We start from the raw sequence: 24,463 nt of genomic DNA, 5'->3' as shown, positions 1-24,463 counted from the left end.
GATAACTTCGGAACCGTGTCCGAGCTTCGGGTGACGATAGACGCCGGCGCGACCCGGCGCCACTCCGAAGGGAACGCACATGACGACACGTCGCGACCGGGGTGAGCGAGGCGCACTGCGGCTCGACCCGCGCCTGATCATCGGCATCGCCCTCATCGCGGGGTCGACCTTCGGCGTCTGGACCCTGGTCTCGGGGCTCGACGACGGGGTCGAGGTCTACGTCGCCCGGGGCACGCTGGCCTCGGGCACGCACATCCAGGTCGACGACCTCGACACCGAATCCGTTCGTCTCGGCGCGAGCGCTGAGCACTATGTGGTCGCGGGCGACTTCCCCGAGGACGGGCTCGTCGTGGCGCGAACGATCGAGGCCGGCGAGCTCGTGCCCGACGCCTCCGTCGATGCGACCGATCGCGCCGGACTCGCGACCGTCGTCGTGCCGAGCAGGGGCCCGCTTCCCGCCGATGTCAGCACCGGAACGCGAGTCGACGTCTGGACCGCCGCCGAGACGGAAGGCGGCGGCTACGAACCGCCGACCGTGCTCGTCTCGGGCGCCGAGATCGCCGGCATCATCGAGAGCGAGGGCATGGTCTCGTCGGGCGGCACGTCGGTCGAGCTGCTGGTTCCCCGTGAGAAGGTCGCGGCGCTGCTCGGGGCGCTCGCGTCCGGCGATGCGATCGACCTCGTGCCCGCACGCGCGTCGGGAGAATGACATGGCACGCCTCGCGCTCGCGCTCGACGACTCCACCGAGGATCGCATCATCGCCGACATCGTCGAGCACGGTCACACGATCGTCGCCAGGCTCGCGGGGTGGCGCGACCTGCTCGAGAACCTCGACGTGCTCGGCCCCGACGTGGCACTCGTCGGCGCCGCGCGCAGCACGCTGAGCGTCGAGCTGCTGGCGGGCTGCGACGAACGGGGCATCCGCCTGATCGCGCTCGCGGTGACCGATGCCGAGCGCGCCCACGCCTCGCAACTCGGACTGCACGAGGTCGTCGACCACGATGCGCCGTGGACCGACATCGAACGCCTCGTGACCGGAGGAGTCCCGGTGCCGTCGCGCGTGGGCGAGCTGCTCGCGCGCCAGGAGCGCGCGGCATCCGTCATCGCCGTCTGGGGGCCCGGCGGAGCGCCCGGCCGCAGCACCCTCGCCGTGAACCTCGCCGCGGAGATCGCGGCCGCCGGGCACACCGTCGCGCTCGTCGACGGCGACCCGTACGGCGGTGCGATCGCCCCGGTGCTCGGCCTGCTCGATGAGGCGCCCGGGTTCGCGTCGGCCTGCCGGCTCGCGGGTGCCGACGCCCTCGACCGCGTGGAGCTCGAGCGCATCGCCCAGCGCTACTCCGCACCCCGTGCGGCGTTCAACGTGTTCACGGGCCTCGTCGGGCCGAGTCGGTGGCCCGAACTCTCCCGTGACCGTGTGACCGCCGCGATCGAGGCGATGCGGGCCTGGGTCGAGTACGTGGTCGTCGACACGGGCTTCAGCCTCGAGCACGACGAAGAGCTGACGAGCGATCAGTTCGCCCCGCGCCGCAATGCGGCGACCTTCGCGGCGCTCGCGGCCGCCGATCGCGTCGTCGCGGTCGGCCTCGCCGATCCGGTCGGTCTGTCCCGACTGCTCCGGGGGCACGTCGACCTCGTCGACCTCGTCGATCCCGATCGGGTCGACGTCGTCGTGAACCGCGTTCGCACGAGCGCGCTCGGCATCGACGCCCACGCCCAAGTGCGCCAGACGCTGCGCCGGTTCGGCGGGCTGAGTGACGCGACCCTGCTGCCGCACGATTCCAAGGCGACCGATGCGGCGATCCTGACCGCCCGCACGCTGCGCGACGCCGCGCCGAGGTCGCCGCTGCGCATGGCGATCCGCGACTACGCGTTCGAGGCGCTGCTGCCGACGCCCGAGCCGTCGCGTCGTCGCGGCTTCGCGATTCCGACGCTGCGAAGGGCGGCGACCGGCTGAGACCCCGCCCGGGCAGTACGCTTGAACGGTGTCGACCCTCAGTGATCTCGTCCTCGCCCAGGGCCGCAGCAGTCAGGCCGACGTCGACTGGCTGCACATGCTCGTCGGCGACCTGCAGCTGCTCGCCGATCTCGCGTTCGCCGACATCGTGCTGTGGGTGCCCTCCGGTGACGACGCATTCGTGGCCGTCGCCCACGCCCGGCCGTCGAGCGCCGCGACGCTCTTCTATCGCGACTTCGTCGGCCAGGAGATCAAGCCGCAGTGGCGCGATCTCGTGGGCCAGGCCTACTCGACCGCACGCATCGTGGATTCATCCGCCCCCGACTGGTACGAGGAGATGCCCACTCGCGTGCGCGCCGTGCCCGTCATGCGGCGCCTCACGACGACCGGCACGAGCGTCGCGCCCGAACCGGTGGCCGTGATCACCCGGCACACGAACCTCGGTGCCACTCGCACGCCGAGCCGGCAGGAGCTCACGTTCAACGAGTGCGCCGAAGAGCTCTTCCAGATGATCGCGTCGGGCGATTTCCCCGACCTCGGCGCTCCGACCGGGCCGCGCCGCGGCGCCCCGCGCGCCTCCGACGGCCTCATCCGCCTCGACGTCGACGGCATCACGACGTTCGCGAGCCCGAACGCCCTCTCCGCGTTCAACCGCATGGGCTTCGACGACGAGCTCGAGGGCGAGTCCCTCGCCGAGGTGACGACCCGGCTGCTCGCCGGCAAGCTCGTGGTCGACGAGTCGCTCCCGCTCGTCGTGACCGGCCGCGCCCCGTGGCGCACCGACGTCGAGTCGCGCGGTGTGACCGTCTCGCTCCGAGCGATCCCGATCCGGCACCGCGGTGAGCGCATCGGCGCGATCGTGCTGAGCCGCGACGTCACCGAGCTGCGCCACCAGGAGCAGGAGCTCATCACCAAGGACGCGACGATCCGCGAGATCCACCACCGGGTGAAGAACAACCTGCAGACCGTGGCGTCGCTCCTGCGCATCCAGGCCCGTCGCACCCACTCCGACGAGGCGCGCGAGGCGCTGACGCAGGCCATGCGCCGCGTCGGCGCGATCGCCGTCGTGCACGACACCCTCTCAGAGGGTCTCTCGCAGAACGTCGACTTCGATGCGGTGTTCGACCGCACGCTGCTGCTGGTCGCCGAGGTCGCCGCAGCTCACAACACGACGGCCCACCCCAAGCGCTCGGGTTCGTTCGGCGTGCTGCCGAGCGCGTACGCGACGCCGCTCGCGCTCGCGCTCACCGAGCTCGTCACGAACGCCGTCGAGCACGGACTCGCCGGCCAGGAGGGCGACGTCGAGATCTCGGCCGACCGCTCGCAGACGACGCTGAGCGTGACGGTGCGCGACACCGGCTCCGGCATGCCCGAGGGCAAGGTCGGCGAGGGGCTCGGCACGCAGATCGTGCGCACGCTCATCCAGGGCGAGCTGAGCGGCACGATCGACTGGCACACGGTCGTCGGGCGCGGCACCGAGGTCACGATCGAGGTGCCGCTCCGCTGGATCGCTCCGGTCTGATCGCCCCTGCCTGATCGAGCGGATGCCGCGGGCCGCCGTGCCCGTCTCGCCCCGCAGGTCGGAACCAGCCGAGCCGGTGCCGCTTCAGGCCTCCGCGCGGCCGCCGAAGAGTGCGTACAGGTCGCCGACCGGCCCGAGATGGGCGAGCTTCTCGGGGTTCAGCTGGTTCGCGATGACCTGCGCCGTGCCATCCGCGAACTCCACCATGAGCACGCTCAGCAGCGCGCCGTCGGGACCGCGAACCCACAGTGCGGGGCCGCCGTTGACCGGACGCAGCTCGAACCGCACACCGACCTGTGACCCGCGTCGAACGAGTCCGGCGAGGAATCGCGCCACGGCGACCGCGCCGTGCACGGGGTGCTGGATGGCGGGCGCCCTGCCGCCGCCGTCACCGTAGAACACCACGTCGTCGGCGAGCCGGTCGATGAGACCGTCGACGTCGCCCGCCTGGAGCGCGGCGAAGAACGCGTCGGCGAGTGCGGAGTCGCGTTCGTCGATGCCGTCGAATCGGGGCCGTCGCTCGGCGACCCTGGCCTTCGCCCGGTGCAGGATCTGGCGGCACGCCGCCTCCTCGCGATCGACGACCTCGGCGATGTCGCGGTAGTCGTACGCGAACACCTCTCGCAACAGGAACACGGCCCGCTCCACGGGGCCGAGTCGTTCGAGCACGGCGAGGAAGGCGAACGAGAGCGTCTCGTCGCGCTCGATGCGATGCGCCGGATCGGCGTCGTCGTCGGGCAGCGGCTCCGGCATCCAGGGGCCGACGTAGACCTCGCGGTTGCGCCGTGCCGAGCGCAGCACGTCGATGGCGAGCCTCGTCGTGACCGTGACGGCGAAGGCATCGGGATTGCGGATCTCCTCGCCCGCGATCTCCTGCTCGTGCAGGCGCAGGTAGGCGTCCTGCACGACGTCCTCCGCGTCGGCCACGCTGCCGAGCATGCGATAGGCAATGGAGAACATGAGGGGTCGAAGGGCCTCCTGCGTCTCGCCGGTGATCGCCATTCCTCGAGGATGGCACAGCTGACGTCGCGGTCGCAGCGCGACGGATGCGGTTTCGCAGATGGCTGTCACAGATGGGGCGGCATCCTCGTCGGAGGTGGTGAGAGAGAGGAAGACGGAGATGCGCGTACTCATCGCCGGCGCCACGGGCGCCATCGGAACGAAGCTCGTGCCACTGCTGCTGGCCGACGGTCATGAGGTGTTCGGCACGACGGCCAGGCCGGAGCGGGTGGCCGCGATCGATGCGACCGGGGCGCACGGTCTCGTGATGGACGGGCTCGACGCGGCATCCGTGCGCTCTGCCGTGCTCGCGGCCCGGCCCGACGTGATCGTGCACGAGCTGACGGCGCTCGGGGGAGGCGTCTCGGACCTCAAGCACTTCGATCGCACCTTCGCGACGACGAACGAACTGCGGACGCGGGGCACCGATCACCTGCTGGCTGCGGGTGCCGAAGTGGGCGGCGTGCGCTTCATCGCGCAGAGCTACGCCGGCTGGCCGTACGAACGCACCGGTGGTGCGGTGAAGACCGAGGAGGATCCGCTCGACCCCACTCCGACGACCGCCTCGACGGAGTCGCTCGCCGCGATCCGCTACGTCGAGGAGGCGACGACCGGTGCCGGCGGACTCGCGCTGCGCTACGGGGCGCTGTACGGCCCCGGGCAGGCGCTCGGACGCGGCGGGGAGATGGTGACGATGCTCGAGGCGGGCAAGCTCCCACTCGTGGGAGGGGGCACGGGGATCACCTCGTTCTGCCACATCGACGACGCGGCATCCGCGACCGCTGCCGCGGTGCTTCGGGGCGATGCCGGCGTCTACAACATCGTCGACGACGAGCCGGCCCCGGTCTCCGAGTGGCTGCCGGCTCTCGCCGAGGCGATCGGTGCGAAGCCGCCGATGCACGTGCCGGCATGGGTCGCGAAGCCGCTCATCGGCGAGCACGGCGTCTCGATGATGACGAAGGCGCGCGGCGCCTCGAATGCGAAGGCGAAGCGCGAACTCGGATGGACTCCGACCTGGCCGAGCTGGCGGGAGGGGTTCCGCACGGGGCTCGGCTGAGTCGACGCCGAAGCGGCCCGGCCGGTGTCCCGGCCGGGCCGTCGCGCCGGGCTGCACGGCCGGGCGCACGGCTGAGAACGCGACTCATTCCTATCTACGGCCGATCGCCGATTCCCGGCCTACGCTGGACGAGACATGGCACACGATCACGACCACGCAGCGACCGCGAACCGCACCAGACTCTGGATCGCCATCGCGATCATCGGCGCCTTCCTCATCGTGCAGGTGATCGGTGCCGCCTTCAGCGGTTCACTGGCCCTGCTCGCCGATGCGGGACACATGGCGAGCGACCTCATCGGTCTCGTCGTCGCCCTCGTCGCCGCCTTCGTCGCGGCTCGGCCGGCGACCGACCGACAGACCTACGGGTACCGGCGAGCCGAGGTCTTCGGGGCGCTCGTGAACGGCGTGATCCTCGTCGTCGTCGCGGTCTCGGTCGCGATCGGCGCCGTCGGCCGACTCGTGAGCGGGGCAGAAGGCGAGGCCCACGAGGTGCAGGGCGTGCCGATGCTCGTCGTTGCCGCCATCGGCCTTGTGGCGAACATCGCGGCGATGCTCGTGCTGCGCGGCGGGGCGAAGGACTCGATCAACCTGCGCGGTGCGTACCTCGAGGTGCTCGGCGACCTGATCGGCTCCGCTCTGGTCATCGCGGCGGCACTCGTGATCGTCTTCACGGGCTGGGACGCCGCCGACCCGATCGCGTCGCTCCTGATCGCCGCGCTCATCGTGCCGCGAGCACTCTCGTTGCTTCGCGACGTCGCGCGAGTGCTGTTCGAGTCGGCGCCCAAAGACACCGACGTCGCCGAGATCCGGGCGCACATCCTGCGCACCGAGGGCGTCGTCGCGGTGCACGATGTGCACGTGTGGGCGATCACGTCGGGCTCGCACGTGTTCAGTGCGCACGTCGAGGTCGAGCCCGAGGTGTTCGCCTCCGGGCGCACGGGCGAACTGCTCGACGAGCTCGGCGGATGCCTCAGCGAACACTTCGACGTCGAGCACTCGACGTTCCAGCTCGAGCCGGCGGGCCGGGCGGAACAGGAGCAGTCGCAGCATCCGTGATGCTGCGACTGGCCTCGCAGCCGGCTCTACTGCTCTTCGGGGCCGCGCTCGAAGACCTCGGGGTCGAGCACGAGCTGCGCGGCCTCGTCTTCATCGGTGATGACGTCTTCTCCGGCTTCGGCCGCGCGCTTCGCCTTGCGGGCCGAGGAGAAGTAGTGCCACAGGGTCGGGATGAGCGTGAGCACGACGGCACCGATGAGGATGATGTCGATGTACTCCTGCACGAACTCGGCGATCGGCGGGATGTAGCCGATGAGGTAGCCGAAGTAGGTGAGCCCCGCGCCCCAGATCAGTGCGCCGACGAGGTTGTAGAGCGTGTACTTCTTGTAGTTCATGTGCCCGACGCCGGCGGCGACCGGGGCGAAGGTGCGCACGATCGGAACGAAGCGGGCGAGGATGATCGCGAGGGCGCCGAAGCGCTCGAAGAACGCGTTCGTGCGTTCGACGTTCCTGACGCTGAACAGGCCCGATTCCTTGCGTTCGAAGACGCGCGGGCCGAACTTGTGGCCGATGAGATAGCCCACCTCGCCGCCGATGAACGCGGCGATGCCGATGGCGAGGCACACCCACCAGATGTCGACCCCGAAGACGAGGGAGGTGTGGGTGAGCAGACCCGAGATCACGAGCAGGGTGTCGCCGGGCAGCAGGAATCCGACCAGCAGACCGGTCTCGGCGAACACGATCGCGCAGACGACGACGAGCGCCCAGGGACCGGCGCCCGAGATGATCGTCTCGGGGTCGAGCCACGGGATGAGCGAGGTGTGGATCACTGCGGGAGCTCCTGTCGTCGTCGAGACACGGCGATTGCCGGGTCAGCAGGCGGCGTGGTTTCGTTGCAGTCTACCGAGGGCGTTCTCGAGCGGCATCCGACTGGAGTATGACGCCCGGCTCACCCCATCGGGTGAGCCGGGCGTCAGGAGCGCCGGCCGAAGCGACCGGCCGAGTTCAGGCGGAGAGCGCCTCGAAGATCGCGCTGTTCATGCGGAACGAGGTGCGCACCTCGGCGATGAGCACGTCGACCTGCTCGGGGGCGAGTGCGAGGGCGTTCATCGCCTCGCGGTAGCCGCGCTTGTAGCGGACGACCCCGTCTTCGGCGATGTCGAAGCGGTAGAAGCTGAGCTGCTCGGGGGTGGCGCCGTAGTGACGTGCCACGAGCCGGGCGATGGCCTGGCCGCCCGAGAGGTCGCCGAGGTAGCGCGTGTAGTGGTGCGCGAGGTAGCGCACGTCGTCGCCGGAGACCGACCGCAGGTGGGCGGCGTATTCGACCGTGGCAGGCAGTGCCGGGTGCGAGGTGCGCCAGTCGGCGGCACCGAGCGCGGCGAGGTCGGCTTCGATCGCGGCCATGCGGGCGAGTTCGGGGTCGAAGACCGCCGGGTCGCCGTCGCGGCTGCCGCGCTCTTCGAGCGCCTCGTAGACCCAGCCGAACTGGGCGAGGTAGCGCGTGTACTCATCGAGCGAGAGCTCGCCGCCCATGAGCTGCACGATGTAGCCGCGGGACTCGGCGGCCTTGTGGTCGTCGGCGGAGGCCGCGCGCACGAGGGCAGCGACGTCGAGGGGCTCGGCGTCGGTGCGGGCCGGGGCAGTGGGGGCGATCGTCATGGGCGACCCTTCGATGAGGTTAGGTTTACCTTACATTCTAGCGGGCGAAACTGAACGGCGCTCGGCGTTCGTCGCATGAGGACGCGAACGGATGTCGGTGGGTCGCCGTAGATTCGGCCGAATGCGATACGGATTCATCTACACGGGCAGTGATCCGCGCGTCGCGGTCGAGCTGGCGGGGCTCGCCGAGGCATCCGGCTGGCACGGGTTCTTCGTCTGGGAGGGCATCTGGGCGACCGATCCGTGGGCGACGCTCGCGGCCGCCGCGATGGTCACCGACCGCATCAAGCTGGGCACGATGTTGACGCCGGTGCCGCGCCGACGACCGTGGGAGCTCGCCGGGCAGACCATGACGGTCGACCGGCTCTCGGGCGGCCGGGTCATCCTCTCGGCGGGGCTCGGCGTCTCCGAGGCAGAGCCGCGCTTCTGGACCTTCGAAGACGACCCCGGGCGAAAGCACCGCGCCGAGTTGCTCGATGAGTCGCTCGAGCTCATGCAGCAGCTGTGGCGGGCCGAGCCGTTCGAGTTCGAGGGGCAGCACTACCGGGCCAAGCGCACCGACTCGATGCTGCCGCCCGCGATCGTGCAGGAGCCCCGCATCCCGACGTGGGTCGTGGGCCTCTGGCCGCGCATGAAGTCGATGCGCCGAGTCGCCCGGTACGACGGGTGGATCCCCAACTATGCGCCCCCGGGCAACTCTCCCGAGAGCGCCGACGAGCAGGCACGCCTCTTCACCCCCGAGATCGCAGCCGAGGCGATCGCCTGGATCCGTGAGGAGCGCGGGCGACTCGGGCTCGCTGAGCGGCCGTTCGACGTGATCCAAGAAGGCACGACCACCGGCACGGATGCCGCGGCCGACGCCGCCATCGTGCAGCCGTGGGCCGAGGCGGGTGCGACATGGTGGCTCGAGTCCGACTGGTCGGTGCCCGCCGAACGCATCGAGGCGTCTGCGCGGGCGCGCATCGCGGCGGGGCCGCCGTCGGTCTGATCGTTCGGCTCTGCCTCTGGCTTCGGCTGAGCGGTCAGCGTCGCTGACCGCTCAGCCGTCTCCTCGACCGCTCAGGCCGAGGTGTCGTCCTTCTTGATCTCGTTGCCGTCGGCGTCGTACTCGACCCATTCCTCGTTGATGTCGGGGTCGAGCGACCCGGGGCGGTTGGGGTCGCGGTCGAGGCTCAGCGGCTCTTCGAGCGGGTCAACGAAATCGGTCATGATGTGTTCCTCCTGAAACGTCTGTGCTTCGACGCTAGCGCGACGGCCGACGCTTCGGCAGGATTTCGCGCCACCGCGTGCGGAAGGTGGGACTTGAACCCACACGCCCGAAGGCACAGGAACCTAAATCCTGCGTGTCTGCCGATTTCACCACTCCCGCGAGTGCCCGATCAGTCTAGGCGTTCTGCGGGCGCCGGCTTCGGAGCAGCCAGAGGGCGATCGCGAGCGAAACCGCGCCCATCAGGGCGATCGGCAGGTCGAGGAAGAACTGCATGACGGCGAACGCCGGGAGCAGGGTGAGCGCCATCGCCGTCCACGTCGCCGCGGCATCCGGACGCCGGAGGCCCTCGGGGATGGCCGTCGATGCGGTCTCGAACCGCGAGAGCGGCATCGAGACGAGCAGCACGAGGGCGAGCACGACGACGAACACGAACAGTCGCGTCATCCACCAGGCCACGCTGCCCGGGGCAGGCGACAGGGGCGGAACGAGCAGGGCGATGCCGGCCACGGCGATGATCACCGGCAGGTGCCAGAGGTAGATCGTCATCGCACGGGCTCCGAGGAAGAAGACGCCCGCCTGCACGCGCTTGCCTCGCATCAGGGCGGCGAGCGGGCGGTGCACGAGGGTGAGCAGGCTCACCTGTGCGACGCCGAGGAGCGCAAGCGGCACGGTCGGCGGGTTGAGGTTGACGAGCATGTCGGGGGAGTACCAGCCCGCTGCCACGAGACCGCCGAGCGCCACGAAGGCGAGCACGACGAACCCGAGCAGCTGCACGGGGCGGCGCGCCCTGAACCATCCGTCGGAGTACCAGAACCCGAGTTGCTGCACGAAGAACCAGACGAAGACGAGGTTCACGAGCCCGATCTCGACGATGCCGGTGGCGCTGCGCACACCGTCGACCAGCACCGCACCCGTGAAGAGCACGATCATGGTTCGGGTGGGAGCGATCTCGTGCAGTCGCACCATCGTCGGGGCGAACGACTGCGCGAGCAGGAACGCGCCGAGGAACCAGAGGGGGCTGCCGACCCCCGTGGCGACCGTGTCGAGCAGGGCGGCATCGACTCCGGCGAGGGTCGCGGCGCCGAGGGCGACCGAGAAGAAGAGGAAGAGCGGCAGCGCCGGGCGGGCGAGCCGCAGCACGCGGCCCCGCACGAAGTCGACCTGGTCGCCGCCGCGCCGCTCGAGGCTGCGCCATGCCGTGAGGGCGGTGAACCCGCCGAGCGCGAAGAACAGCGGCATGATCTGCCCCGCCCAGGTCGCGGCGGCGAACCACGGCTGGGCCTCGAGCGGGCGAGACGTGATGATCGCCCCGTCGACTCCCATGCCGACGCCGATCATGAGCAGGTGGATCACCACCACGAGCAGGACGCAGAAGACCCTGGCCAGGTCGACGACGAGGTCGCGCTTGGCGATGGCCGCTCGCGCGACGTCCGTGTCGAGTGAAATGCTCATGCTGCCTCCGCTTCGAGTGAGCCGATTCTACTGAGCAGGTTGTCGGTGACGGTGCAGGCGCAGCTGCCTGGTGGCCGGTGTGCCGTGGCCGCGCTCGCGGGCTTGTGGATAACTTCGGAGCGAGGCATCCGCTGCATCGCATGATGGTGCGCATGACCGATCCCGTGCGCACCATCGCCGACCGGGTGCGCACGCGGGTGCTGCGCGACGGCGTCGATCTCGCGCGCGACGACTCGGCGGCCGCCCGGTACGCCCACGAAGGGGTGCGGCGCTACAGCGAGCGCGCGCTCTCGGGGGCGCACGCCCAGCTCGGTGACGAACTCGCCGCGACGCGCGAGGTCGTCGCGTCGATCACCGGGTCAGCAGCGGCTGAACCCGATCTTTGCGGAGTTGCGGCAGCAACGTCAGGGCTTGGCGAAGATCCTGACGTTGCTTCGAATGCCCGATGAGGGCATGGGGGCCGGGTCAGATGTTTCGGCGGTGAAGTCGCGTGCTGCTTCTGCGCGGTGGGACCGTGAGCGTCAAAGGACGGCCGGCTGGTGGCGCGTTGGGAGCCTGTTCCGCGGCCTGTTCGGGAGGTTACCGAGCGGGGTTCCGGGTCGGGTGAAATGGCGGGCTTACATCGGCTCTGGTGCCCCTGTGGGTGAGCGGGAACGGATCTTCGCTGAGGCGGAAGCTGAGTGGTTGGACGCCAATCGCGGCTAGGGGGTATCGGTTGAGGCGTCGTCTGACTATGACGCCATCCGCGAGGAGTATTCGAAGGCTTATCGAGCGCATGTGGGCGCTGTACTGGCCGGCAACACCGGGAAGGCGCTAGCGACTCAGGAGCACTACCAACGGGCGCAGCAGGCGTTCAGAGCCGCCGTCATGCAGCGGCGGCGGAAAGTTAGTCGCCCGGATCCTGGTCATGTGTCAGGCGGCCGTCAGGATCCACTTGCCACGAGAACTCCCTGAATCGAGCTGGAAGCATCTCGTAGATGTCTCTCACGACCTCGATGGATCGGATCTTGTCTTTGAACCAGTCGCGTGTCACGAGTGCGGACTTGACCTTCACACCGCCAATACGTGCACGCTTCTCGAGGCTGAATGAGCTCATGGCCGGTACCCATGACTCTCCGGTTGACTCGAGGACCCAAAAGCCGTGAACGATCTCGTTTCGCACTAGCGAAGCCTCACGGACTGACTTCAGCCAAGTGAGAACGCTGGCTTGCTCATCGCCACTGAGCGTGGCGCCGGCTGCACGCTCGCAAGTCTCGATCAGCGCGGCCGTCGACTGGTGTTTCGTGATGATGACAGACGTCGGCGGCGTGAGCCCGAGGAGGTTTCCCAGCAGTGCCTGCACTCGGAATTCGACTCGCGACCACGCCACCACGAACCTTCCGATCTCAGCGAGGATCTCGTCGGAGTAGTGCTCGCGGGTGTCGTCGTGATTGATGACGTCTGTTTCAGGCTCGACCATAGGCAAAGGATAACGACGGCGGCATCGTCCTATTGCGGGGTGATAGACCAGTCGCCTTCCGAAGTGACTTGGACGAATCCTGGACCGGTGAGTTCGACGGTGCCTTGGTAACTGCCGATGGTGTTGACGGCAAGTTCTGGATATGTCCCGCCGTAGCCTTCGACGACGAAGTTGCTTTCGCCTGTGTTGGCGATCGCGGCTGAGGTGAAGTAGTCGGCAAGCATGACGACCGTGTCCCCGTGCCCTGTCGCTCCGCCGGCTGTCGCAGGAACGGTAGAGATATCTGAGACCGTGATGACCCAGTTGCCGTCGCCCTTCACCGTGAATTGGGTGATGATCGCACCTTCGGTGATGTTTACGAGGTGGTTGCCTGAGTAGGCGCCGATCGTGTTGACGAGCAGCGAGTCGTAGCCATCGGTCTCGAGGACCGTGTTGCTGGTGCAGTCGGCGCATTCGAACTTGATGATGGCGGGTTCGAGGATGCTCACGGGGATGACGTTGTCACCGGTTCCGGGGAATGTCTGCGTTGGTACGATCACAGGTTCCGGTACTGGCTCTGGCGAAGGTTCCGGAGCTTCGGGCGTTTCCTCGACGATTGATGGGGTTGGTTCTGCTTTGGCGGCGTTGGACCCGCGATTTGCTGCTGCAATGGATGCACCGATGATGACGATGAGTACGAGCCCTCCGACAACGCTGAGTGTCACCCAGAGGGCGGTGCGCTTCTTCTTGGGCGGTTCCGCCGTCGGTGCGTCTGCCTGAGTAGGCGGTCCGCCTTCTTGCAGCGGCGAGCGATGCTCGGTCCATTGCGTTCCGTCCCAGTAGCGCTGCTGTTCTGGAGATTCAGGGTCGGGGTACCAGTTCGCAGGGGGCTGATTCGGGTCGGTCATGACGGCTCCTTAGCGTTGCGAGAAGGCTAGGGTCGTCGCAGGAACGCCGTGACCCCAGTTCGGGGATGGCGAGGACAAGCATCCAAGAACTAACGCAGGAGTCCCGCTCTGCGAATTCGCTCAGCATCGACCGGGTTCATGTGAAGACTCGAGCCTTTGGGGAAGGTCACACTTCCAGGGGTGTAGCCGGTGAACCCCGGATCAAGCTGCGCGTCTTTCCACTGGATTGCCACTGGAACCGTCCCCAGAGCGCCGAGCGCCTTCCGCCCACTCCAAGTCTGGTTAAGAACCTCGATTGAACCGACGATGGAGTCTCGCAGCGAGCCAACAATCCCATCCGCTATGCCAAGGTTGTCCTCCGAAATGAAGAAGCTGTCGAAATCGCTCTGGGATGCGCGAATAGCGCCCATGTTCGAGGCGTGTGGGTTTCGTGGCGAAACGCTGCGCGGTCTCGGGGGCTGGCCATCGAACATGACGAACTGAACCCGGCGTTCACGGTGGACGACCATATTTCGCATCCCTAGCGTCCAGTCCAACCATCCGGATGGTCCCGCAGCTCTAAGAGATCCTGCGAGGCCACCCGCAGCAGCCATCTGGAGTTGAGCCATTTCTTCGTTCGGTGCTTTGCGCAGTGCTCGACCGAGCGAATCTGGGAATGAATCGCCCATGAGGAGAGCCGGCTTCACGATGGTCGTCAAGTCAGCTTTCCGAATCTGGACCGCCATCCCAGAAATACCGACGACGACTGCAGACAAGCAGTCGAGCGCGGATCCAATGGACTGAACAACTCCATCAAAGTGCACTTGGATCTCAGTGGCTCGCTCCTCGAAGCGGCGCTCGCGTGGTTTCGGATACGGGGCGCGATGCGTTCTCATGTAGCGGAGCATGTCAGCGTCGTGAGCGTTGCGCATGCCCTTGTGCGCGGCATGGTGATAGGCCACCGACTGAAGATTTGAAACAACTCCGGCGGCGCATCCGAGCACATAGTCCCGGAGATCGGAGGCATCGTCGTCGTTGACATCGTGGCCCCATACTTCAGGCTGGAGGTCCGTAAGCAGATTCGTGCTGAACTCGTTGGTCGCCTTGATTGCGAGAGAGACGAGCGATTGGCTGTGTTCCACACTTGGGATGGTATTTCGCTCGACACGTACTTGCGCCTTTTGGACGGATTAATCGATCACCGAGTGAGAGGGGCTACTTGGCCACGGGTTGGGTGCGAATCCTCCTGGCGCGTGGGATCGAATGAATGCTTGGTGCACTGTTTCGACGGCCTTTCGCAGTGTGGTCTCATAGCCGATGTGTTCGCCGCGGAACTCGAGGCGATAGCTTGGTTCGCTGCCGAGGCGCACTACCTTGATGCGGCCGTACTCGCGGTCGTAGGTGTCCAGCATTCGCCACGTCAATGGTGGTCCTTCTACAGCAGCCAGAAGCGGATGCCAGCGTGGTTCGTCACGGGCCATCTGCGGCCTCTGTTTCGCGCCGGTAGACCGTCCACACGACGTCGGCCGCGAAGCGCAGCCGGTCTGCAGGGAAGTATCCGAGCAGGATGCGCTCGGCGGGTTTAGGTGACCAGGTCTCGGCGAGCAGCATCGGCTCTGCAGGGGTGCCAGCATGCACCTCGCGGATGATCGTGATTCGTGTTGTGTCGTCGAACATGATCCACTCACCGCGGCGGACGGATCGCAGTTTCGGCTGCCAGTAACGCAAAGGGCCGGGTGCTCCTCTCGAAGGGAGCGCGCCGACCCGCGCGGGTGATTTTTCGATTCTACGAGCGCCCCGCCGACAACGGGTCAGGTCCGACCGTGGTGCGCACTGATTGTCCGCCGCGGTGCGCGGCTGGGACGGCACTCATCGCAGTCCTTGAAGACGGGCCCGTCGCCCCAATCGCCACGGAGTTCGTGCGGTTCGGTCGTGATCGGGCAGAGAGCGTTGGTGTTGTCAGCCATGCTCTCGAAGTTTATCGCGGACGGTCAGGAACGTACTGCCTGCAGTAGCAGGTACCCGTCCGGAACCTGTGCCCGCAGTGTTGAGGTGGCGTCGCCATAGCCAGCGCCCTCGGCTTCGACGGACTCTGTGCGATCTGGCCGAATCGCTCCGGTCGCCGTTGTAACGCCGCCTTTCATGTCGAAATGCGCGCGCAGAAGGATGTGCCCGGGCGGCACCTGGGCGACAAGCGCCTCATAAGCGGAGCCTCGATCGTGCCCTGCGGCAACAAGTTCGCTGGTCGAGGTTGGGCGGATGATGCCGGTCAGACGTATGGTTTCGAGCCTACGTGGAACGGTGACCCGAACGGGTGGTAGCGCCACCGTACGCGGCACTCGTACGGTCGGCTCATGCCGAACATGGTCGACGTCATCCTGCAAGGCTTCGCGAACGCTTTGTTGGGCCTAGTTCATGCATTCGAGACGAATCCATGGCCGTTCATCCTCGTTGGAATCCTGGCGATCCTGATGATCACGGGGCCGTTCATACGGCGCGCCATTCGGCGTCGCAGCTAGTTCGTCACAACTGTGCCGCCGAGTTTGTCGACGTACAATTCGGGCTCCGGGACGTTGATGATCCAGTTCTCCCCAACCAGCAGGCTGAGGTCGTCTGACAGTAGCGTTTTGAGATTGCCGACGACTTCGTCACGATCGGTGGCGCCCGTGTAGATCGACAACACCGTGTCGTCCGAGCAGCTGCCCGACTGTGCGGCGAGCGTGACTTGGTCGCCTTGGACCCATTCCGGGCATTCACCGCCGGCGGCAACGAAGGCTTCACGCAGCTCGTCCACTGTCGAGTAGGTGGCGACGGGTTCGGGCTCGGGTGCCGGGACCGGCTGGGCTGCCGCTGAGCATCCCGCGAGGAGCATCACTGCCGCGATCGTAGGCATAAACCTCTTCATGCTCGCGAGCCTAACTTTCTGGCTGACTGGCACGCGCCCCCAGTGGGAGGGGGCGGGGGTGCTCCAACGGGTCGGGACTATCTGCGGCGAACCAGCCAGTCGATGAAAATCACGAGCCCCACGACAACTAGTCCGACGAACGTGATGATCCCAAGTGCTGGGTCCGCGGTCGACGCGAAGCCGCCCTTCACGTACCTAAGTCTCGATCGTGGGAACCAAAGCTGCCTTGCAACCGCGTCAACTCATGCCGCTGACGTTTGAGCTTCGTAGTTTTCATCTCGCGAACGGCCTCAGGATTCCGTCCTTGAAGGCCGGCCCCGCGTCCAAGAACTCCGAAACCCGCACGCCCCAAGTGGACTGGGTATCCAGCGCACGCATGAAGCGTTTGAGGCTGATGATCGCGGCGTACGGCCCCTGTGGGTCGTGATCGGGTTCCCCCCGACGGAGCTTCTTCTGAACTGGGCACTGGATGTCCAGTCGACGATGCCAAACCTGGCCATGGTGCGCGCAACGATTTCGCAGCACGGCGAACGAATGCAAAATGCTCTGAAATCCCTCCCAAGGGAGCGAGTACGAGTTCGCCATTCTCTTGGCTGGCTCGCTGTCCGCGAGGTACTGAATCATCTTCGCCGCGGCTCCGAATGACATCACCTCGATGCCGACCCAGATCGGCACATTCTCGAATGTCCCCTCAGGGGAGTAGCGGCGCACGGTCTTTGACGTGGTGCGACGCAGGTCTCGTTCGATGCTCAAGATCAGAGCATCGAGATCGGGTGTCTGGCTGATGTAGCAGTCGCGATCCAGATAGAAGGCCCGATCGCCGTGCGTTCGCCCCGCTTCGTGAGCGAACCGAGAGCGTACAGACAGTTCGATCATCGTGAGCGCTTCTTGTAGCAGCGCCCTGAGCGCATAGTCCTGGTCCATCGTCGATTTCACATCGGCGAAAGTGGAACCGTCCTGGAATCTGTCATCGCCGGCGCTCGGATTCACTTGGAACTGACGAAAGTAGCCTGACAGTCGGTAGTAGTTGCAGTCGTGGAGCGTGCGCTTGACCTGATCGAGATCTTCGACAATCAGACCTCGTTCGACGAGAAGGGCTGCAAGCTCGTCGAGCGTCTGGAAAGGCTTCACAGTCGCAGCCTATATACGAAACTGGCCCCTCCTATTTCAGGAAGCCGAAGCTCTAGCCTTGGAGGGGCGCTGTTGATTCCAACGGTATCACAACGCTGTTGTTCATCTCCGGGGCGCAACCGTCGGGATCAAGGCCACCTTGCAACCGCGGCAGAACGGGATGTCGGCGAGCCCCGTGACACATCGGGTGCCGCACTTCGGGCAGTCCAGCTCTGTCGCAACGATCACATCCGCCCGAGCAACGTACGTCCTATCGGCTCCAGCGTTCCAGCAGGCCGGCAACCAGATCCTGATGTTCGCGCCAATTTATCCGAGGGCCCCTCCCCGAGAGTCCGTCCGCGCCAACGTAGGATCGCCCATGACAGCCGAAGAGTTGCCCGCTGCCCTCGCGGACACGCTGAGCGCGTTGACGCGGCGCAGCGAGCCCGTCCCCGGCTTGCACGCGAGCCGACCCGGAATTCAGCAGGTGATCGACATGGCAGGATTCGCTCCGGAGCCGTGGTGGACCACGGAGACGTGGGAGGAATTCCCACTGTGGGCGGCCTCTGAGCAGTTCGACTACTTCTCGAGCATTCCTGCAAGCGTGAGTGCGCCATGCGACACCTTCGCTCATGATTCGTATGCGGTTGCTGCCGGATCCGCGAGATCGGGATGCCGTCGAATCCACGTCTCAACGATCCTTGATCGGAACGCGCGGCGAGCACCGATAGGTTGGGCCTCGTGCCAGCGGACCACGTATTCATTTCTTACATCAGCGAAGACTCCGAACTGATCGATGAGTTACAGGGTGCGCTAGAGGCCGCCGACTTCATCGTGTGGCGGGACAAGGACAAACTCTGGCCAGGCGACGACTGGCAACGGGAGATTCGAGACGCGATCCGGAGTGGATCGTTCGTCTTCCTTGCCTGCTTCTCTTCGAACCTCGCCAAGCGTGACAAGTCGTATCAGTTCGAGGAACTCACACTTGCCGCCGAAGAGTACCGCACGCGCCCGCCAGGCGCAGCGTGGCTGATGACTGCTCGCCTCGACGAATGCGAAATTCCAGACTTCGATCTGGGGGCTGGCCGGACGCTCGGCCGATCGATCCACCGGGCGGATCTCTTCGGGCAGCAGAAGAGCGCGCAGTTGAGCCGCCTCGTCGTTGCAATCCAACGCGCCATCGGCTCGTCGCCCGGGATAGCGCCCGCATCCGTATCCACGGCTGCGGCCGACGCGAGGCGCGCTCAAAGCGACGTGGTGGAACCGCTCCGCGAACTGCTTCGGAATCCTTCGCTCATCATGGACTTCGACGATTACATGTCGGAGCTTCGCACGCCGGTTCGCTACGCTCTCAGCGACCGCGCGGAGTTCCCGCTGACCGTCCCGGCCGGTACCAAGGTCGACGCCGCGTTCGCCCGGGTCTGGGTTCGACGGGTCCGCAGCTACGACGACATCCTTGCTCCCGCACTCGTCCCGTTCAAGCTGATCGCGATGTACGGATCGCAGGCACACGAGCAGGAGCTCTCTCAGACCCTGCGAATCCTCGCGCAGGAGTCTACGCAGAGAGAGGGAGTCGATCTGCTCACAGCGCTGCACAAGTACCCGGCCATCGTCGCGACATTCGCGACTGCGCTCGGCGCTGTCACGAAGCAGAACTACTCCATGCTGCGGGCAGCGACCGCTGACGTCTCCGTATCGACAACGAACGGTGCGCGGGTGCCGTTCATCCTCACTTCGGGGAGTCAGAGCGTGATCGGCATAGATCAGTGGAGGGCTCTCGGCACGCTCCTCTGCCTCGAGGACGACGAGCAGCCGATGAACGACGAGGAACTTGGCTCGCTACTGACGAAAGACGGTGGACGCAGATTCACACCGATCTCCGATCACCTGTTCACCCTTCTAGCGCCGCTTTACCGACAGCAGTTCGCGAGCGACGCAGACTACGCCCACGCCTTCGACCAAGTGGAAGTGCTGCTCGACGCGATCTCGGAAGACGCTCGTGCGCAGTCAGATCGGTACTACGGCCCCCACGGAGGCTACGGCCGCTACACCTGGCGACACAGGCACAGTGAGCAGGGCCCAGAGGTCGTGATGCTGAACGAGGCGCGGGCGCAGGGCGCTGGATGGACCCCGTTGATGGCGGGCCTGTTCGGCGGCGATTCTGAACGTGCGATCGCCGCGCTCGAGAGCGTCCAGGATCTGGCGGGCCGAATCAGGTCTTCTCGTTGGTAGGAGACGTGTCCGCACTACTTCCGCGAGGACTGGAGTGGACGGCTGTCGCACCGCCAGGCCGGACGGAATTGGCCGGGCGGTGCTGAGAACCGGATTCGCGGTTCTCAGAGCCTGTCATGCGTTGGTCAGAGCGACCGAGACGAAGTCAAACGGCTTCTTGAAGCGGAGGCCGTCGCTGCCCTCGAACATTAGCCAGGACGTGTTGTTCTCGGTCAGGTTCTTGCCGTCGAACCCCAGTTCGTCGTCGCCGACGGCGTATCTCGGCCCGGTCCAGCCGACCTCGCCGCGCCCGCCGCGGCCGAGGCCTGGAGCCTCGATGACGTGCAGGTCGGCGGCGACCACCTCGCTCGAGCTCGACTCGATCGAGGTCCGGCAGGCCGCGAACGCGTACCTCGGCGACGCGGTGCACGAACTGCATGACGTCGAGCTCGTGCGCGCGACATCCGACGACGGCCAGAGCGCCACGGTCACGATGCGCGCGGTCTGGTACGCGCCGATCCACACCGAGCTGCTGCCGCTCTCGGTGCCGATCGAGGTGACGGCGACGGCCCGATCTGTGTTCCACTGAGTCTGGCGAAGAGAGGGCAGTGATGCGACGGATCGACGGAGACACGTTCGGACGGTGGAGCCTGCGCCTCGATGCCGCCTATTGCGCGGTGCTGGGAACGGCCGTGGCGCTGGGTGCCGGGTGGATCGCCCACGGGGTCGCACTGCCCCCGCTCGTGATCGCTGCGGCAGGAGTCGCGGTGGTCGTCTGGGCCGGAGGGGTGCTCTGGATGCTCTCCCGACTGCCCCTGCGTCGAGCGCTCGGCCTGGTCATGATCGCCAACGTGCTCGCCGCCCTCGCGGTCGGCCTCGTCTCGGCAGCTGCGGCATCCGTGTTGATCGTCGTCGCAGTCCTGGCCGTCGCCGTCGACGTCGCGCTGTTCGCCACCAGCCAGGCGATCGCACTGCGCGCCCTCCCGGCACGAGGTTGAACTCTCCGGGTGTCGGCGCATGAGTTCCGCCGAACCGGCGGTGTGCGATTGACTGGAGGCATGACCGTCGAGATCTCAGACCACTTCGCCCGCATCCTCTCGTCGCCGGTGTTCGCGCACCTCGGCACGGTGCGACCGAACGGCGAGGTGCAGGTGAACCCGATGTGGTTCGAGTTCGACCCCGAGACGCAGACGATCCGCTTCACGCACACGTCGAAGCGCGCGAAGTTCCGCAACCTGCAGGCCGACCCTCGCATGACGCTCGAGATGACCGACCCCGAGAACCCGCTCAAGTACGTCGAGGTGCGCGGCCGTCTCGTCGAGGCGCTGCCCGACCCTGAGGGCTCGATGTACGTGCGGCTCGGCCGGCGCTACGGCAACCCGAACGAGCAGGCGCCGGCCGACAAGGCCGACCGGGTCATCCTCGTGATGGCGATCGAGAAGGTCAACGGGCGATGAGCGGCGGCGCGGGGCGCGGTGCCGGCGGCAACGGATCGGGTCGGGCTGACGGCCGTCGCTACGCGTGGATCGCGATCATCGCGGTCGTGCTCGCCGCGCTCGCGCTGCTGACCCCGGCGCTCGCCTCGCTGCCGCTGTCGGCGCTCGCCGTCGTGCTGGGGCTCCGCGGCCGGCGCGAGGTGAAGAAGGACCCGACGCTCGTGGCCGGCTGGCTCTGGATCGGCGCCGTGGCCGTCGGCGGCTTCGTGTTCCTGTTCCAGCTGATCCTCGTCGTGCTCTCATACGGCACGCCCACGGGCTGAGTGCCGACGCACCACGCCACGGCCATCAGTTGAACCGCCTCAGCGCCGCCGGTGCGGCACGTAGCGCGGAATCCACCGCCACAGCATCGCCGCGCCGACCAGGCCGAGCACGCCGACGGCGACGTTCGCCGCCATGATCGACGCGATCGACGTCACGGCGGCGATCATGAGCGGTGCCCCGGCGCCGCCGGTGTCGCCGATCATGCGGAATGCGCCGAGGAACGGCGCAGGGTTCTGCTTCGGCGCGAGGTCGGCGCCGAGGGTCATGATGATGCCGCTCGTGACGCCGTTCGCGAGGCCGAGCCAGATGGCGATGACCGTGAACCAGACGGCGTTCGATGGCAGGTCGTGGGTGAACGCCAGGGCGATGTGCCCGGCCGCCATGCCGAGGAGGCCCGGGATCGCGCTCCAGAGTCGCCCGAAGCGGTCCATGATCTGGCCGCTCGCATAGAAGAGCGCGAAGTCGATCGTGCCCGAGATGCCGATCACGAGGGCGGCCTGCTCGGCGGGCATGCCGATCGAGACCGACCAGAGCGGCAGCACGACCGTGCGGCTCACGCGCACCGCGGCGAGCAGCCCCACCCCGGTGCCGATGCGGGCGAGCACCCCGCGGTTCTCGCGGATCGCGCGGAACACGCTCGGCGACGACTCCGCCGCCGCCTCGGCCTCGCCTGCGGTGAGCGGGGCGCCCGAGGCATCCGTCGTCGTCGCCGCGGCCGAAGCGGCGGATGCCTCGCGCGCGAGCCGCGCGGCGCCGAACACGCGCTCGGGGTCGGGCAGCAGCACGAGCACGCCGATCACGGCGAAGCACGCCACGACGAGCACCCAGAAGACGGACTCGCTCGACCCCGTCGACGCGATGATCGCGGCGGCGGCGAAGGGGCCGACGGCCCAGCCCGCGCGGAACACCCCGCCGAGCGTGGAGAGCGCCCGCGCCCGGGTGCGCACCGGCACGTAGCTCGTGAGGAACGCGTGCCGGGCGAGCCCGAACACGGCGGTCGCGAGCCCGAGGAGGAAGACGCCGATGGCGAGCGCGGGCAGCGTGGGGGAGACGATGGCGATGAGCACGCCGATGACGGCGAGCATCGCCGCACCGATCATCGCGTTGCGCTCGCCGATGCGGGCGACGAGCCATCCGGCCGGCAGGTCGCCGGCGAGCTCGCCGACCATGAGCATCGCCGCGATGAGGCCCGCGAGGGCGAGCGAGGCGCCGCGCTCGGTCGCCACGAGCGGCACGATCGGGATCATGGCGCCCTCGCCGAGCGAGAAGACGAGGGTCGGCAGGTAGACCGGGAGGATGACCCCGCGCCACGAGAATCGGGGCGCGGAATCGGTCATCGATTCGACGCTACACCCGCTCGGGCGGTGCACCATGCGGGCGGGGGACTCGCGTAGGCTGGGGACGCCATGTTGGATCTTGACCTCTCGCAGGAGATCGCCGCGCTGCGATCCACCTTCAGCGACATCCGCGCAGTCGTCGACGTCGACGCCATCACAGCCGACATCGAACGGCTCTCAGAAGAGGCCGGCGTGCCCGATCTCTGGGACGACACCGCGAACGCGCAGAAGGTGACGAGCGCGCTCAGCCACCGCCAGTCCGAGCTCGCCCGCGTCACGAGCATCGACTCGCGACTCGACGACCTCGAGGTGCTCATCGAACTCGCCAACGAGATGGGCGACGAAGACAGCGCCGCAGAGGCCCGCACCGAGCTCGAGTCGCTGCAGAAGGCGATCGGCGACCTCGAGGTGCAGACGCTGCTCGACGGCGAGTGGGACGACCGCCCGGCGGTCATCACGATCCGCGCGGGCGCCGGCGGCGTCGACGCTGCCGACTTCGCCGAGATGCTCATGCGCATGTACCTGCGCTGGGCCGAGAAGCACGGCTACAAGGCCACCGTCATGGACACGAGCTACGCCGAAGAGGCGGGCATCAAGTCGGCGACATTCGAGATCGACGCGCCCTACGCCTTCGGCACGCTGAGTGTCGAGGCCGGCACGCACCGACTCGTGCGCATGAGCCCCTTCGGTGCGGCGGGCAAACGCCAGACGAGCTTCGCGGCCGTCGAGGTCATCCCGCTCATGGAGGAGGCGCAGGAGGTCGACATCCCCGAGAACGACATCCGCGTCGACGTCTTCCGTTCGAGCGGCCCCGGTGGCCAGTCGGTCAACACGACCGACTCCGCCGTGCGCATCACGCACCTTCCGACCGGCACCGTCGTCTCGATGCAGAACGAGAAGTCGCAGATCCAGAACCGTGCGGCCGCCATGCGCGTGCTGCAGTCGCGACTCCTGCTCATCCAGAAGGAGCAGGAGGCGGCGCAGAAGAAGGAGCTCGCGGGCAACATCACCGCGAGCTGGGGCGACCAGATGCGCTCCTACGTGCTCGCGCCGTACCAGATGGTGAAAGACCTCCGCACCGAGTACGAGGTCGGCAACCCGAGCCACGTCTTCGACGGCGACATCGACGGCTTCATCGCCGCCGGCATCAAGTGGCGCAAGCGCCCCGCCGAGTAGACACCCGACCGAAGCGGATGCCTCCGGCCCCGGTCGGCCGAGTCGCGGGTTCGGGCGCCGTCAGACGCGTTCGGCCTCGACCGCTGCGGCGAGTGCCGCGGGCAGGCCGCCGACGAGGGCTGCGAGTCCGAGGTCGAACGAGCGGTCGGCCGGCTGCACGCCCTGTGCCGCGGCCTTCACGCTCCGCAGTGCTTCGGCACGGCTGAAGTTCGGCGCGAGGGGCGCTGCAGCGCCCGGCGACATGATGTCGGCCGGTGCGAGGGTGTCGAGCGCCGAGCCGATGATGAACGACTCGAGGGCGACGATCGCGTCGACGGCGCCGCCGACGGGCCAGCCCTCGGCCACGAATCGCCTCGTGATCGACTCGTAGTTCGCGACCGAGCGCTCCTGGCCGTCGATCGCCGTGGTCGCGAGCAGTGCGATCGCTGCCGGGTGGCTGGCGAACGCCGAACGGTAGGAGTGCGCCCAGCGCAGCACCGCGTCGGAGAGCGTCGTCTCGGGGGTGTCGAAGCCCGAGACGTCGAGCAGTTCGGCGACGCGGCCGCGCATGGCCCGCACGACATCGGCCTTGCCGCCGAAGTAGTGGTAGAGCGCCGGAGGATGCACCGAGAGCGAGCGGGCGAGCGCCGCCATCGTGAATCCGTCGGGTCCGGCGGTGCGGGCGAGTGCGAACGCCGCATCGACGATCTGCTCGGCGCTCAGCACCGGCGTGCGCGGACGGCCCGCGCTGCGCTTGGCCGGGGTGGGACTCACAGGGCTCCTTCGAGGTGGTCGACGCGAGGGATT

The 24,463-nt window shown here is 67.4% G+C and carries 28 protein-coding genes and 1 tRNA gene; 14 read left to right on the top strand and 15 right to left on the bottom strand.

The features are described from left to right. Positions 1 to 79 precede the first annotated feature (79 nt). The 3 genes from BJY17_RS06215 to BJY17_RS06205 are packed head-to-tail and all read left to right on the top strand — an operon-like array spanning position 80 to position 3,480. Positions 80 to 709: a CpaB family protein gene (locus tag BJY17_RS06215; RefSeq protein WP_179550590.1), complete on the top strand. Its 630-nt coding sequence runs from the start codon at positions 80 to 82 to the stop codon at positions 707 to 709. Position 710: 1 nt separating this feature from the next. Beyond that, positions 711 to 1,958 carry an AAA family ATPase gene (locus BJY17_RS06210; protein ID WP_179550589.1) on the top strand — a complete coding sequence of 416 codons (1,248 nt, stop codon included), beginning with the start codon at positions 711 to 713 and terminating at the stop codon, positions 1,956 to 1,958. 28 nt (positions 1,959 to 1,986) lie between these two features. Beyond that, positions 1,987 to 3,480 carry a sensor histidine kinase gene (locus BJY17_RS06205; RefSeq protein WP_179550588.1) on the top strand — a complete coding sequence of 498 codons (1,494 nt, stop codon included), beginning with the start codon at positions 1,987 to 1,989 and terminating at the stop codon, positions 3,478 to 3,480. Positions 3,481 to 3,564: 84 nt separating this feature from the next. Here the strand turns inward: BJY17_RS06205 and BJY17_RS06200 are convergent, their stop codons facing one another. Further along, a complete protein-coding gene (locus tag BJY17_RS06200) occupies positions 3,565 to 4,482 on the bottom strand; it encodes an RNA polymerase sigma-70 factor (RefSeq protein WP_179550587.1) in 918 nt (305 codons plus the stop codon). 118 nt (positions 4,483 to 4,600) lie between these two features. Between BJY17_RS06200 and BJY17_RS06195 the strand changes: the two genes are divergently transcribed. Together BJY17_RS06195 and BJY17_RS06190 are read left to right on the top strand one after the other, a co-directional pair. Continuing rightward, complete coding sequence (locus tag BJY17_RS06195; protein ID WP_179550586.1) at positions 4,601 to 5,536, top strand: NAD-dependent epimerase/dehydratase family protein; 936 nt, start codon at positions 4,601 to 4,603, stop codon at positions 5,534 to 5,536. Positions 5,537 to 5,671: 135 nt separating this feature from the next. Then, the gene (locus BJY17_RS06190) at positions 5,672 to 6,592 is read left to right on the top strand and encodes a cation diffusion facilitator family transporter (protein WP_179550585.1); all 921 of its coding nucleotides are present in this window, start codon (positions 5,672 to 5,674) and stop codon (positions 6,590 to 6,592) included. Between the two features lie 26 nt (positions 6,593 to 6,618). On the opposite strand, the gene BJY17_RS06185 is transcribed toward BJY17_RS06190, so the two are convergent. Both BJY17_RS06185 and BJY17_RS06180 read right to left on the bottom strand, forming a co-directional pair. Next, entirely contained in the window at positions 6,619 to 7,359 is a 741-nt protein-coding gene (locus BJY17_RS06185; RefSeq protein WP_179552741.1) for a DedA family protein, read from the bottom strand. Positions 7,360 to 7,537: 178 nt separating this feature from the next. After that, positions 7,538 to 8,191, bottom strand: a complete 654-nt coding sequence (locus BJY17_RS06180) for a biliverdin-producing heme oxygenase (RefSeq protein WP_179550584.1) — start codon at positions 8,189 to 8,191, stop codon at positions 7,538 to 7,540. 121 nt (positions 8,192 to 8,312) lie between these two features. Between BJY17_RS06180 and BJY17_RS06175 the strand changes: the two genes are divergently transcribed. Further along, positions 8,313 to 9,179, top strand: a complete 867-nt coding sequence (locus BJY17_RS06175) for an LLM class flavin-dependent oxidoreductase (RefSeq protein ID WP_179550583.1) — start codon at positions 8,313 to 8,315, stop codon at positions 9,177 to 9,179. 71 nt (positions 9,180 to 9,250) lie between these two features. Here BJY17_RS06175 and BJY17_RS06170 read toward each other — a convergent pair whose 3' ends face one another. From BJY17_RS06170 to BJY17_RS06160, 3 genes are all read right to left on the bottom strand, one after another. Beyond that, the gene (locus BJY17_RS06170; RefSeq protein WP_179550582.1) at positions 9,251 to 9,400 is read right to left on the bottom strand and encodes a hypothetical protein; all 150 of its coding nucleotides are present in this window, start codon (positions 9,398 to 9,400) and stop codon (positions 9,251 to 9,253) included. Between the two features lie 78 nt (positions 9,401 to 9,478). After that, positions 9,479 to 9,560: transfer RNA gene (locus BJY17_RS06165), tRNA-Leu, on the bottom strand. 15 nt (positions 9,561 to 9,575) lie between these two features. Further along, positions 9,576 to 10,853 (bottom strand): acyltransferase family protein, encoded by a 1,278-nt coding sequence (locus BJY17_RS06160; RefSeq protein WP_179550581.1) that lies wholly within the window; start codon positions 10,851 to 10,853, stop codon positions 9,576 to 9,578. Between the two features lie 152 nt (positions 10,854 to 11,005). On the opposite strand from BJY17_RS06160, the gene BJY17_RS06155 reads away from it, so the two are divergent. Further along, a complete protein-coding gene (locus BJY17_RS06155) occupies positions 11,006 to 11,302 on the top strand; it encodes a hypothetical protein (RefSeq protein ID WP_179550580.1) in 297 nt (98 codons plus the stop codon). Positions 11,303 to 11,739: 437 nt separating this feature from the next. Here the strand turns inward: BJY17_RS06155 and BJY17_RS06150 are convergent, their stop codons facing one another. From BJY17_RS06150 to BJY17_RS06135, 4 genes are all read right to left on the bottom strand, one after another. Next, positions 11,740 to 12,312 carry a hypothetical protein gene (locus tag BJY17_RS06150; protein WP_179550579.1) on the bottom strand — a complete coding sequence of 191 codons (573 nt, stop codon included), beginning with the start codon at positions 12,310 to 12,312 and terminating at the stop codon, positions 11,740 to 11,742. A 29-nt stretch (positions 12,313 to 12,341) separates the two neighbouring features. Beyond that, entirely contained in the window at positions 12,342 to 13,199 is an 858-nt protein-coding gene (locus BJY17_RS06145; protein WP_179550578.1) for a DUF2510 domain-containing protein, read from the bottom strand. Between the two features lie 89 nt (positions 13,200 to 13,288). Continuing rightward, positions 13,289 to 14,320 carry a hypothetical protein gene (locus BJY17_RS06140; RefSeq protein ID WP_179550577.1) on the bottom strand — a complete coding sequence of 344 codons (1,032 nt, stop codon included), beginning with the start codon at positions 14,318 to 14,320 and terminating at the stop codon, positions 13,289 to 13,291. Between the two features lie 328 nt (positions 14,321 to 14,648). Beyond that, positions 14,649 to 14,855: a hypothetical protein gene (locus BJY17_RS06135; protein ID WP_179550576.1), complete on the bottom strand. Its 207-nt coding sequence runs from the start codon at positions 14,853 to 14,855 to the stop codon at positions 14,649 to 14,651. A 677-nt stretch (positions 14,856 to 15,532) separates the two neighbouring features. Here BJY17_RS06135 and BJY17_RS06130 point away from each other — a divergent pair. Continuing rightward, complete coding sequence (locus BJY17_RS06130; protein WP_179550575.1) at positions 15,533 to 15,697, top strand: hypothetical protein; 165 nt, start codon at positions 15,533 to 15,535, stop codon at positions 15,695 to 15,697. Here the strand turns inward: BJY17_RS06130 and BJY17_RS06125 are convergent. Together BJY17_RS06125 and BJY17_RS06120 are read right to left on the bottom strand one after the other, a co-directional pair. Beyond that, entirely contained in the window at positions 15,694 to 16,053 is a 360-nt protein-coding gene (locus BJY17_RS06125) for a hypothetical protein (protein ID WP_179550574.1), read from the bottom strand. The genes BJY17_RS06130 and BJY17_RS06125 overlap by 4 nt on opposite strands. 303 nt (positions 16,054 to 16,356) lie before the next feature. Continuing rightward, positions 16,357 to 17,214, bottom strand: coding sequence for an Abi family protein (locus BJY17_RS06120; RefSeq protein ID WP_179550573.1), 858 nt, complete (start codon positions 17,212 to 17,214; stop codon positions 16,357 to 16,359). Between the two features lie 720 nt (positions 17,215 to 17,934). On the opposite strand from BJY17_RS06120, the gene BJY17_RS06115 reads away from it, so the two are divergent. Beyond that, on the top strand, positions 17,935 to 19,425 hold the full coding sequence (locus tag BJY17_RS06115) for a toll/interleukin-1 receptor domain-containing protein (RefSeq protein ID WP_179550572.1): 1,491 nt from the start codon (positions 17,935 to 17,937) through the stop codon (positions 19,423 to 19,425). A 114-nt stretch (positions 19,426 to 19,539) separates the two neighbouring features. Here BJY17_RS06115 and BJY17_RS06110 read toward each other — a convergent pair whose 3' ends face one another. After that, on the bottom strand, positions 19,540 to 19,767 hold the full coding sequence (locus tag BJY17_RS06110; RefSeq protein WP_179550571.1) for a hypothetical protein: 228 nt from the start codon (positions 19,765 to 19,767) through the stop codon (positions 19,540 to 19,542). On the opposite strand from BJY17_RS06110, the gene BJY17_RS06105 reads away from it, so the two are divergent. From BJY17_RS06105 to BJY17_RS06090, 4 genes are read left to right on the top strand one after another with little or no spacing between them, the layout of a single operon-like run. Beyond that, a complete protein-coding gene (locus BJY17_RS06105) occupies positions 19,742 to 19,993 on the top strand; it encodes a hypothetical protein (RefSeq protein ID WP_179550570.1) in 252 nt (83 codons plus the stop codon). The two genes, BJY17_RS06110 and BJY17_RS06105, sit on opposite strands and share 26 nt — an antisense overlap. 22 nt (positions 19,994 to 20,015) lie before the next feature. Continuing rightward, positions 20,016 to 20,402 (top strand): hypothetical protein, encoded by a 387-nt coding sequence (locus tag BJY17_RS06100; protein WP_179550569.1) that lies wholly within the window; start codon positions 20,016 to 20,018, stop codon positions 20,400 to 20,402. Between the two features lie 60 nt (positions 20,403 to 20,462). Next, positions 20,463 to 20,861, top strand: a complete 399-nt coding sequence (locus BJY17_RS06095; protein ID WP_179550568.1) for a PPOX class F420-dependent oxidoreductase — start codon at positions 20,463 to 20,465, stop codon at positions 20,859 to 20,861. Beyond that, a complete protein-coding gene (locus tag BJY17_RS06090) occupies positions 20,858 to 21,163 on the top strand; it encodes a hypothetical protein (RefSeq protein ID WP_179550567.1) in 306 nt (101 codons plus the stop codon). The genes BJY17_RS06095 and BJY17_RS06090 overlap by 4 nt, the downstream gene beginning before the upstream one ends. A 39-nt stretch (positions 21,164 to 21,202) precedes the next feature. On the opposite strand, the gene BJY17_RS06085 is transcribed toward BJY17_RS06090, so the two are convergent. Beyond that, the gene (locus tag BJY17_RS06085; RefSeq protein ID WP_179550566.1) at positions 21,203 to 22,501 is read right to left on the bottom strand and encodes an MFS transporter; all 1,299 of its coding nucleotides are present in this window, start codon (positions 22,499 to 22,501) and stop codon (positions 21,203 to 21,205) included. Between the two features lie 69 nt (positions 22,502 to 22,570). Between BJY17_RS06085 and prfB the strand changes: the two genes are divergently transcribed. Further along, positions 22,571 to 23,677: a peptide chain release factor 2 gene (gene prfB, locus BJY17_RS06080; RefSeq protein ID WP_179550565.1), complete on the top strand. Its 1,107-nt coding sequence runs from the start codon at positions 22,571 to 22,573 to the stop codon at positions 23,675 to 23,677. A gap of 60 nt (positions 23,678 to 23,737) precedes the next feature. Here the strand turns inward: prfB and BJY17_RS06075 are convergent, their stop codons facing one another. Then, complete coding sequence (locus tag BJY17_RS06075) at positions 23,738 to 24,430, bottom strand: TetR/AcrR family transcriptional regulator (RefSeq protein ID WP_179550564.1); 693 nt, start codon at positions 24,428 to 24,430, stop codon at positions 23,738 to 23,740. Between the last annotated feature and the right edge of the window lie 33 nt (positions 24,431 to 24,463).

The sequence above is a fragment of the Agromyces hippuratus genome (assembly GCF_013410355.1).
Classification (GTDB): domain Bacteria; phylum Actinomycetota; class Actinomycetes; order Actinomycetales; family Microbacteriaceae; genus Agromyces; species Agromyces hippuratus.
The sequence above is the reverse complement of the archived record's forward strand: the minus strand, read 5'-3'. Positions and strand labels throughout refer to the sequence as shown.

Bases quoted from the DNA above. Each gene is read 5' to 3' on its own strand.
- BJY17_RS06215 (WP_179550590.1), top strand. From the start codon at position 80: ATGACGACACGTCGCGACCGGGGTGAGCGAGGCGCACTGCGGCTCGAC.
- BJY17_RS06210 (WP_179550589.1), top strand. From the start codon at position 711: ATGGCACGCCTCGCGCTCGCGCTCGACGACTCCACCGAGGATCGCATC.
- BJY17_RS06200 (WP_179550587.1), bottom strand. From the start codon at position 4,482: ATGGCGATCACCGGCGAGACGCAGGAGGCCCTTCGACCCCTCATGTTC.
- BJY17_RS06195 (WP_179550586.1), top strand. From the start codon at position 4,601: ATGCGCGTACTCATCGCCGGCGCCACGGGCGCCATCGGAACGAAGCTC.
- BJY17_RS06190 (WP_179550585.1), top strand. From the start codon at position 5,672: ATGGCACACGATCACGACCACGCAGCGACCGCGAACCGCACCAGACTC.
- BJY17_RS06180 (WP_179550584.1), bottom strand. From the start codon at position 8,191: ATGACGATCGCCCCCACTGCCCCGGCCCGCACCGACGCCGAGCCCCTC.
- BJY17_RS06175 (WP_179550583.1), top strand. From the start codon at position 8,313: ATGCGATACGGATTCATCTACACGGGCAGTGATCCGCGCGTCGCGGTC.
- BJY17_RS06170 (WP_179550582.1), bottom strand. From the start codon at position 9,400: ATGACCGATTTCGTTGACCCGCTCGAAGAGCCGCTGAGCCTCGACCGC.
- BJY17_RS06160 (WP_179550581.1), bottom strand. From the start codon at position 10,853: ATGAGCATTTCACTCGACACGGACGTCGCGCGAGCGGCCATCGCCAAG.
- BJY17_RS06155 (WP_179550580.1), top strand. From the start codon at position 11,006: ATGACCGATCCCGTGCGCACCATCGCCGACCGGGTGCGCACGCGGGTG.
- BJY17_RS06150 (WP_179550579.1), bottom strand. From the start codon at position 12,312: ATGGTCGAGCCTGAAACAGACGTCATCAATCACGACGACACCCGCGAG.
- BJY17_RS06145 (WP_179550578.1), bottom strand. From the start codon at position 13,199: ATGACCGACCCGAATCAGCCCCCTGCGAACTGGTACCCCGACCCTGAA.
- BJY17_RS06135 (WP_179550576.1), bottom strand. From the start codon at position 14,855: ATGTTCGACGACACAACACGAATCACGATCATCCGCGAGGTGCATGCT.
- BJY17_RS06130 (WP_179550575.1), top strand. From the start codon at position 15,533: ATGCCGAACATGGTCGACGTCATCCTGCAAGGCTTCGCGAACGCTTTG.
- BJY17_RS06105 (WP_179550570.1), top strand. From the start codon at position 19,742: ATGACGTGCAGGTCGGCGGCGACCACCTCGCTCGAGCTCGACTCGATC.
- BJY17_RS06100 (WP_179550569.1), top strand. From the start codon at position 20,016: ATGCGACGGATCGACGGAGACACGTTCGGACGGTGGAGCCTGCGCCTC.
- BJY17_RS06095 (WP_179550568.1), top strand. From the start codon at position 20,463: ATGACCGTCGAGATCTCAGACCACTTCGCCCGCATCCTCTCGTCGCCG.
- BJY17_RS06090 (WP_179550567.1), top strand. From the start codon at position 20,858: ATGAGCGGCGGCGCGGGGCGCGGTGCCGGCGGCAACGGATCGGGTCGG.
- BJY17_RS06085 (WP_179550566.1), bottom strand. From the start codon at position 22,501: ATGACCGATTCCGCGCCCCGATTCTCGTGGCGCGGGGTCATCCTCCCG.
- prfB (WP_179550565.1), top strand. From the start codon at position 22,571: ATGTTGGATCTTGACCTCTCGCAGGAGATCGCCGCGCTGCGATCCACC.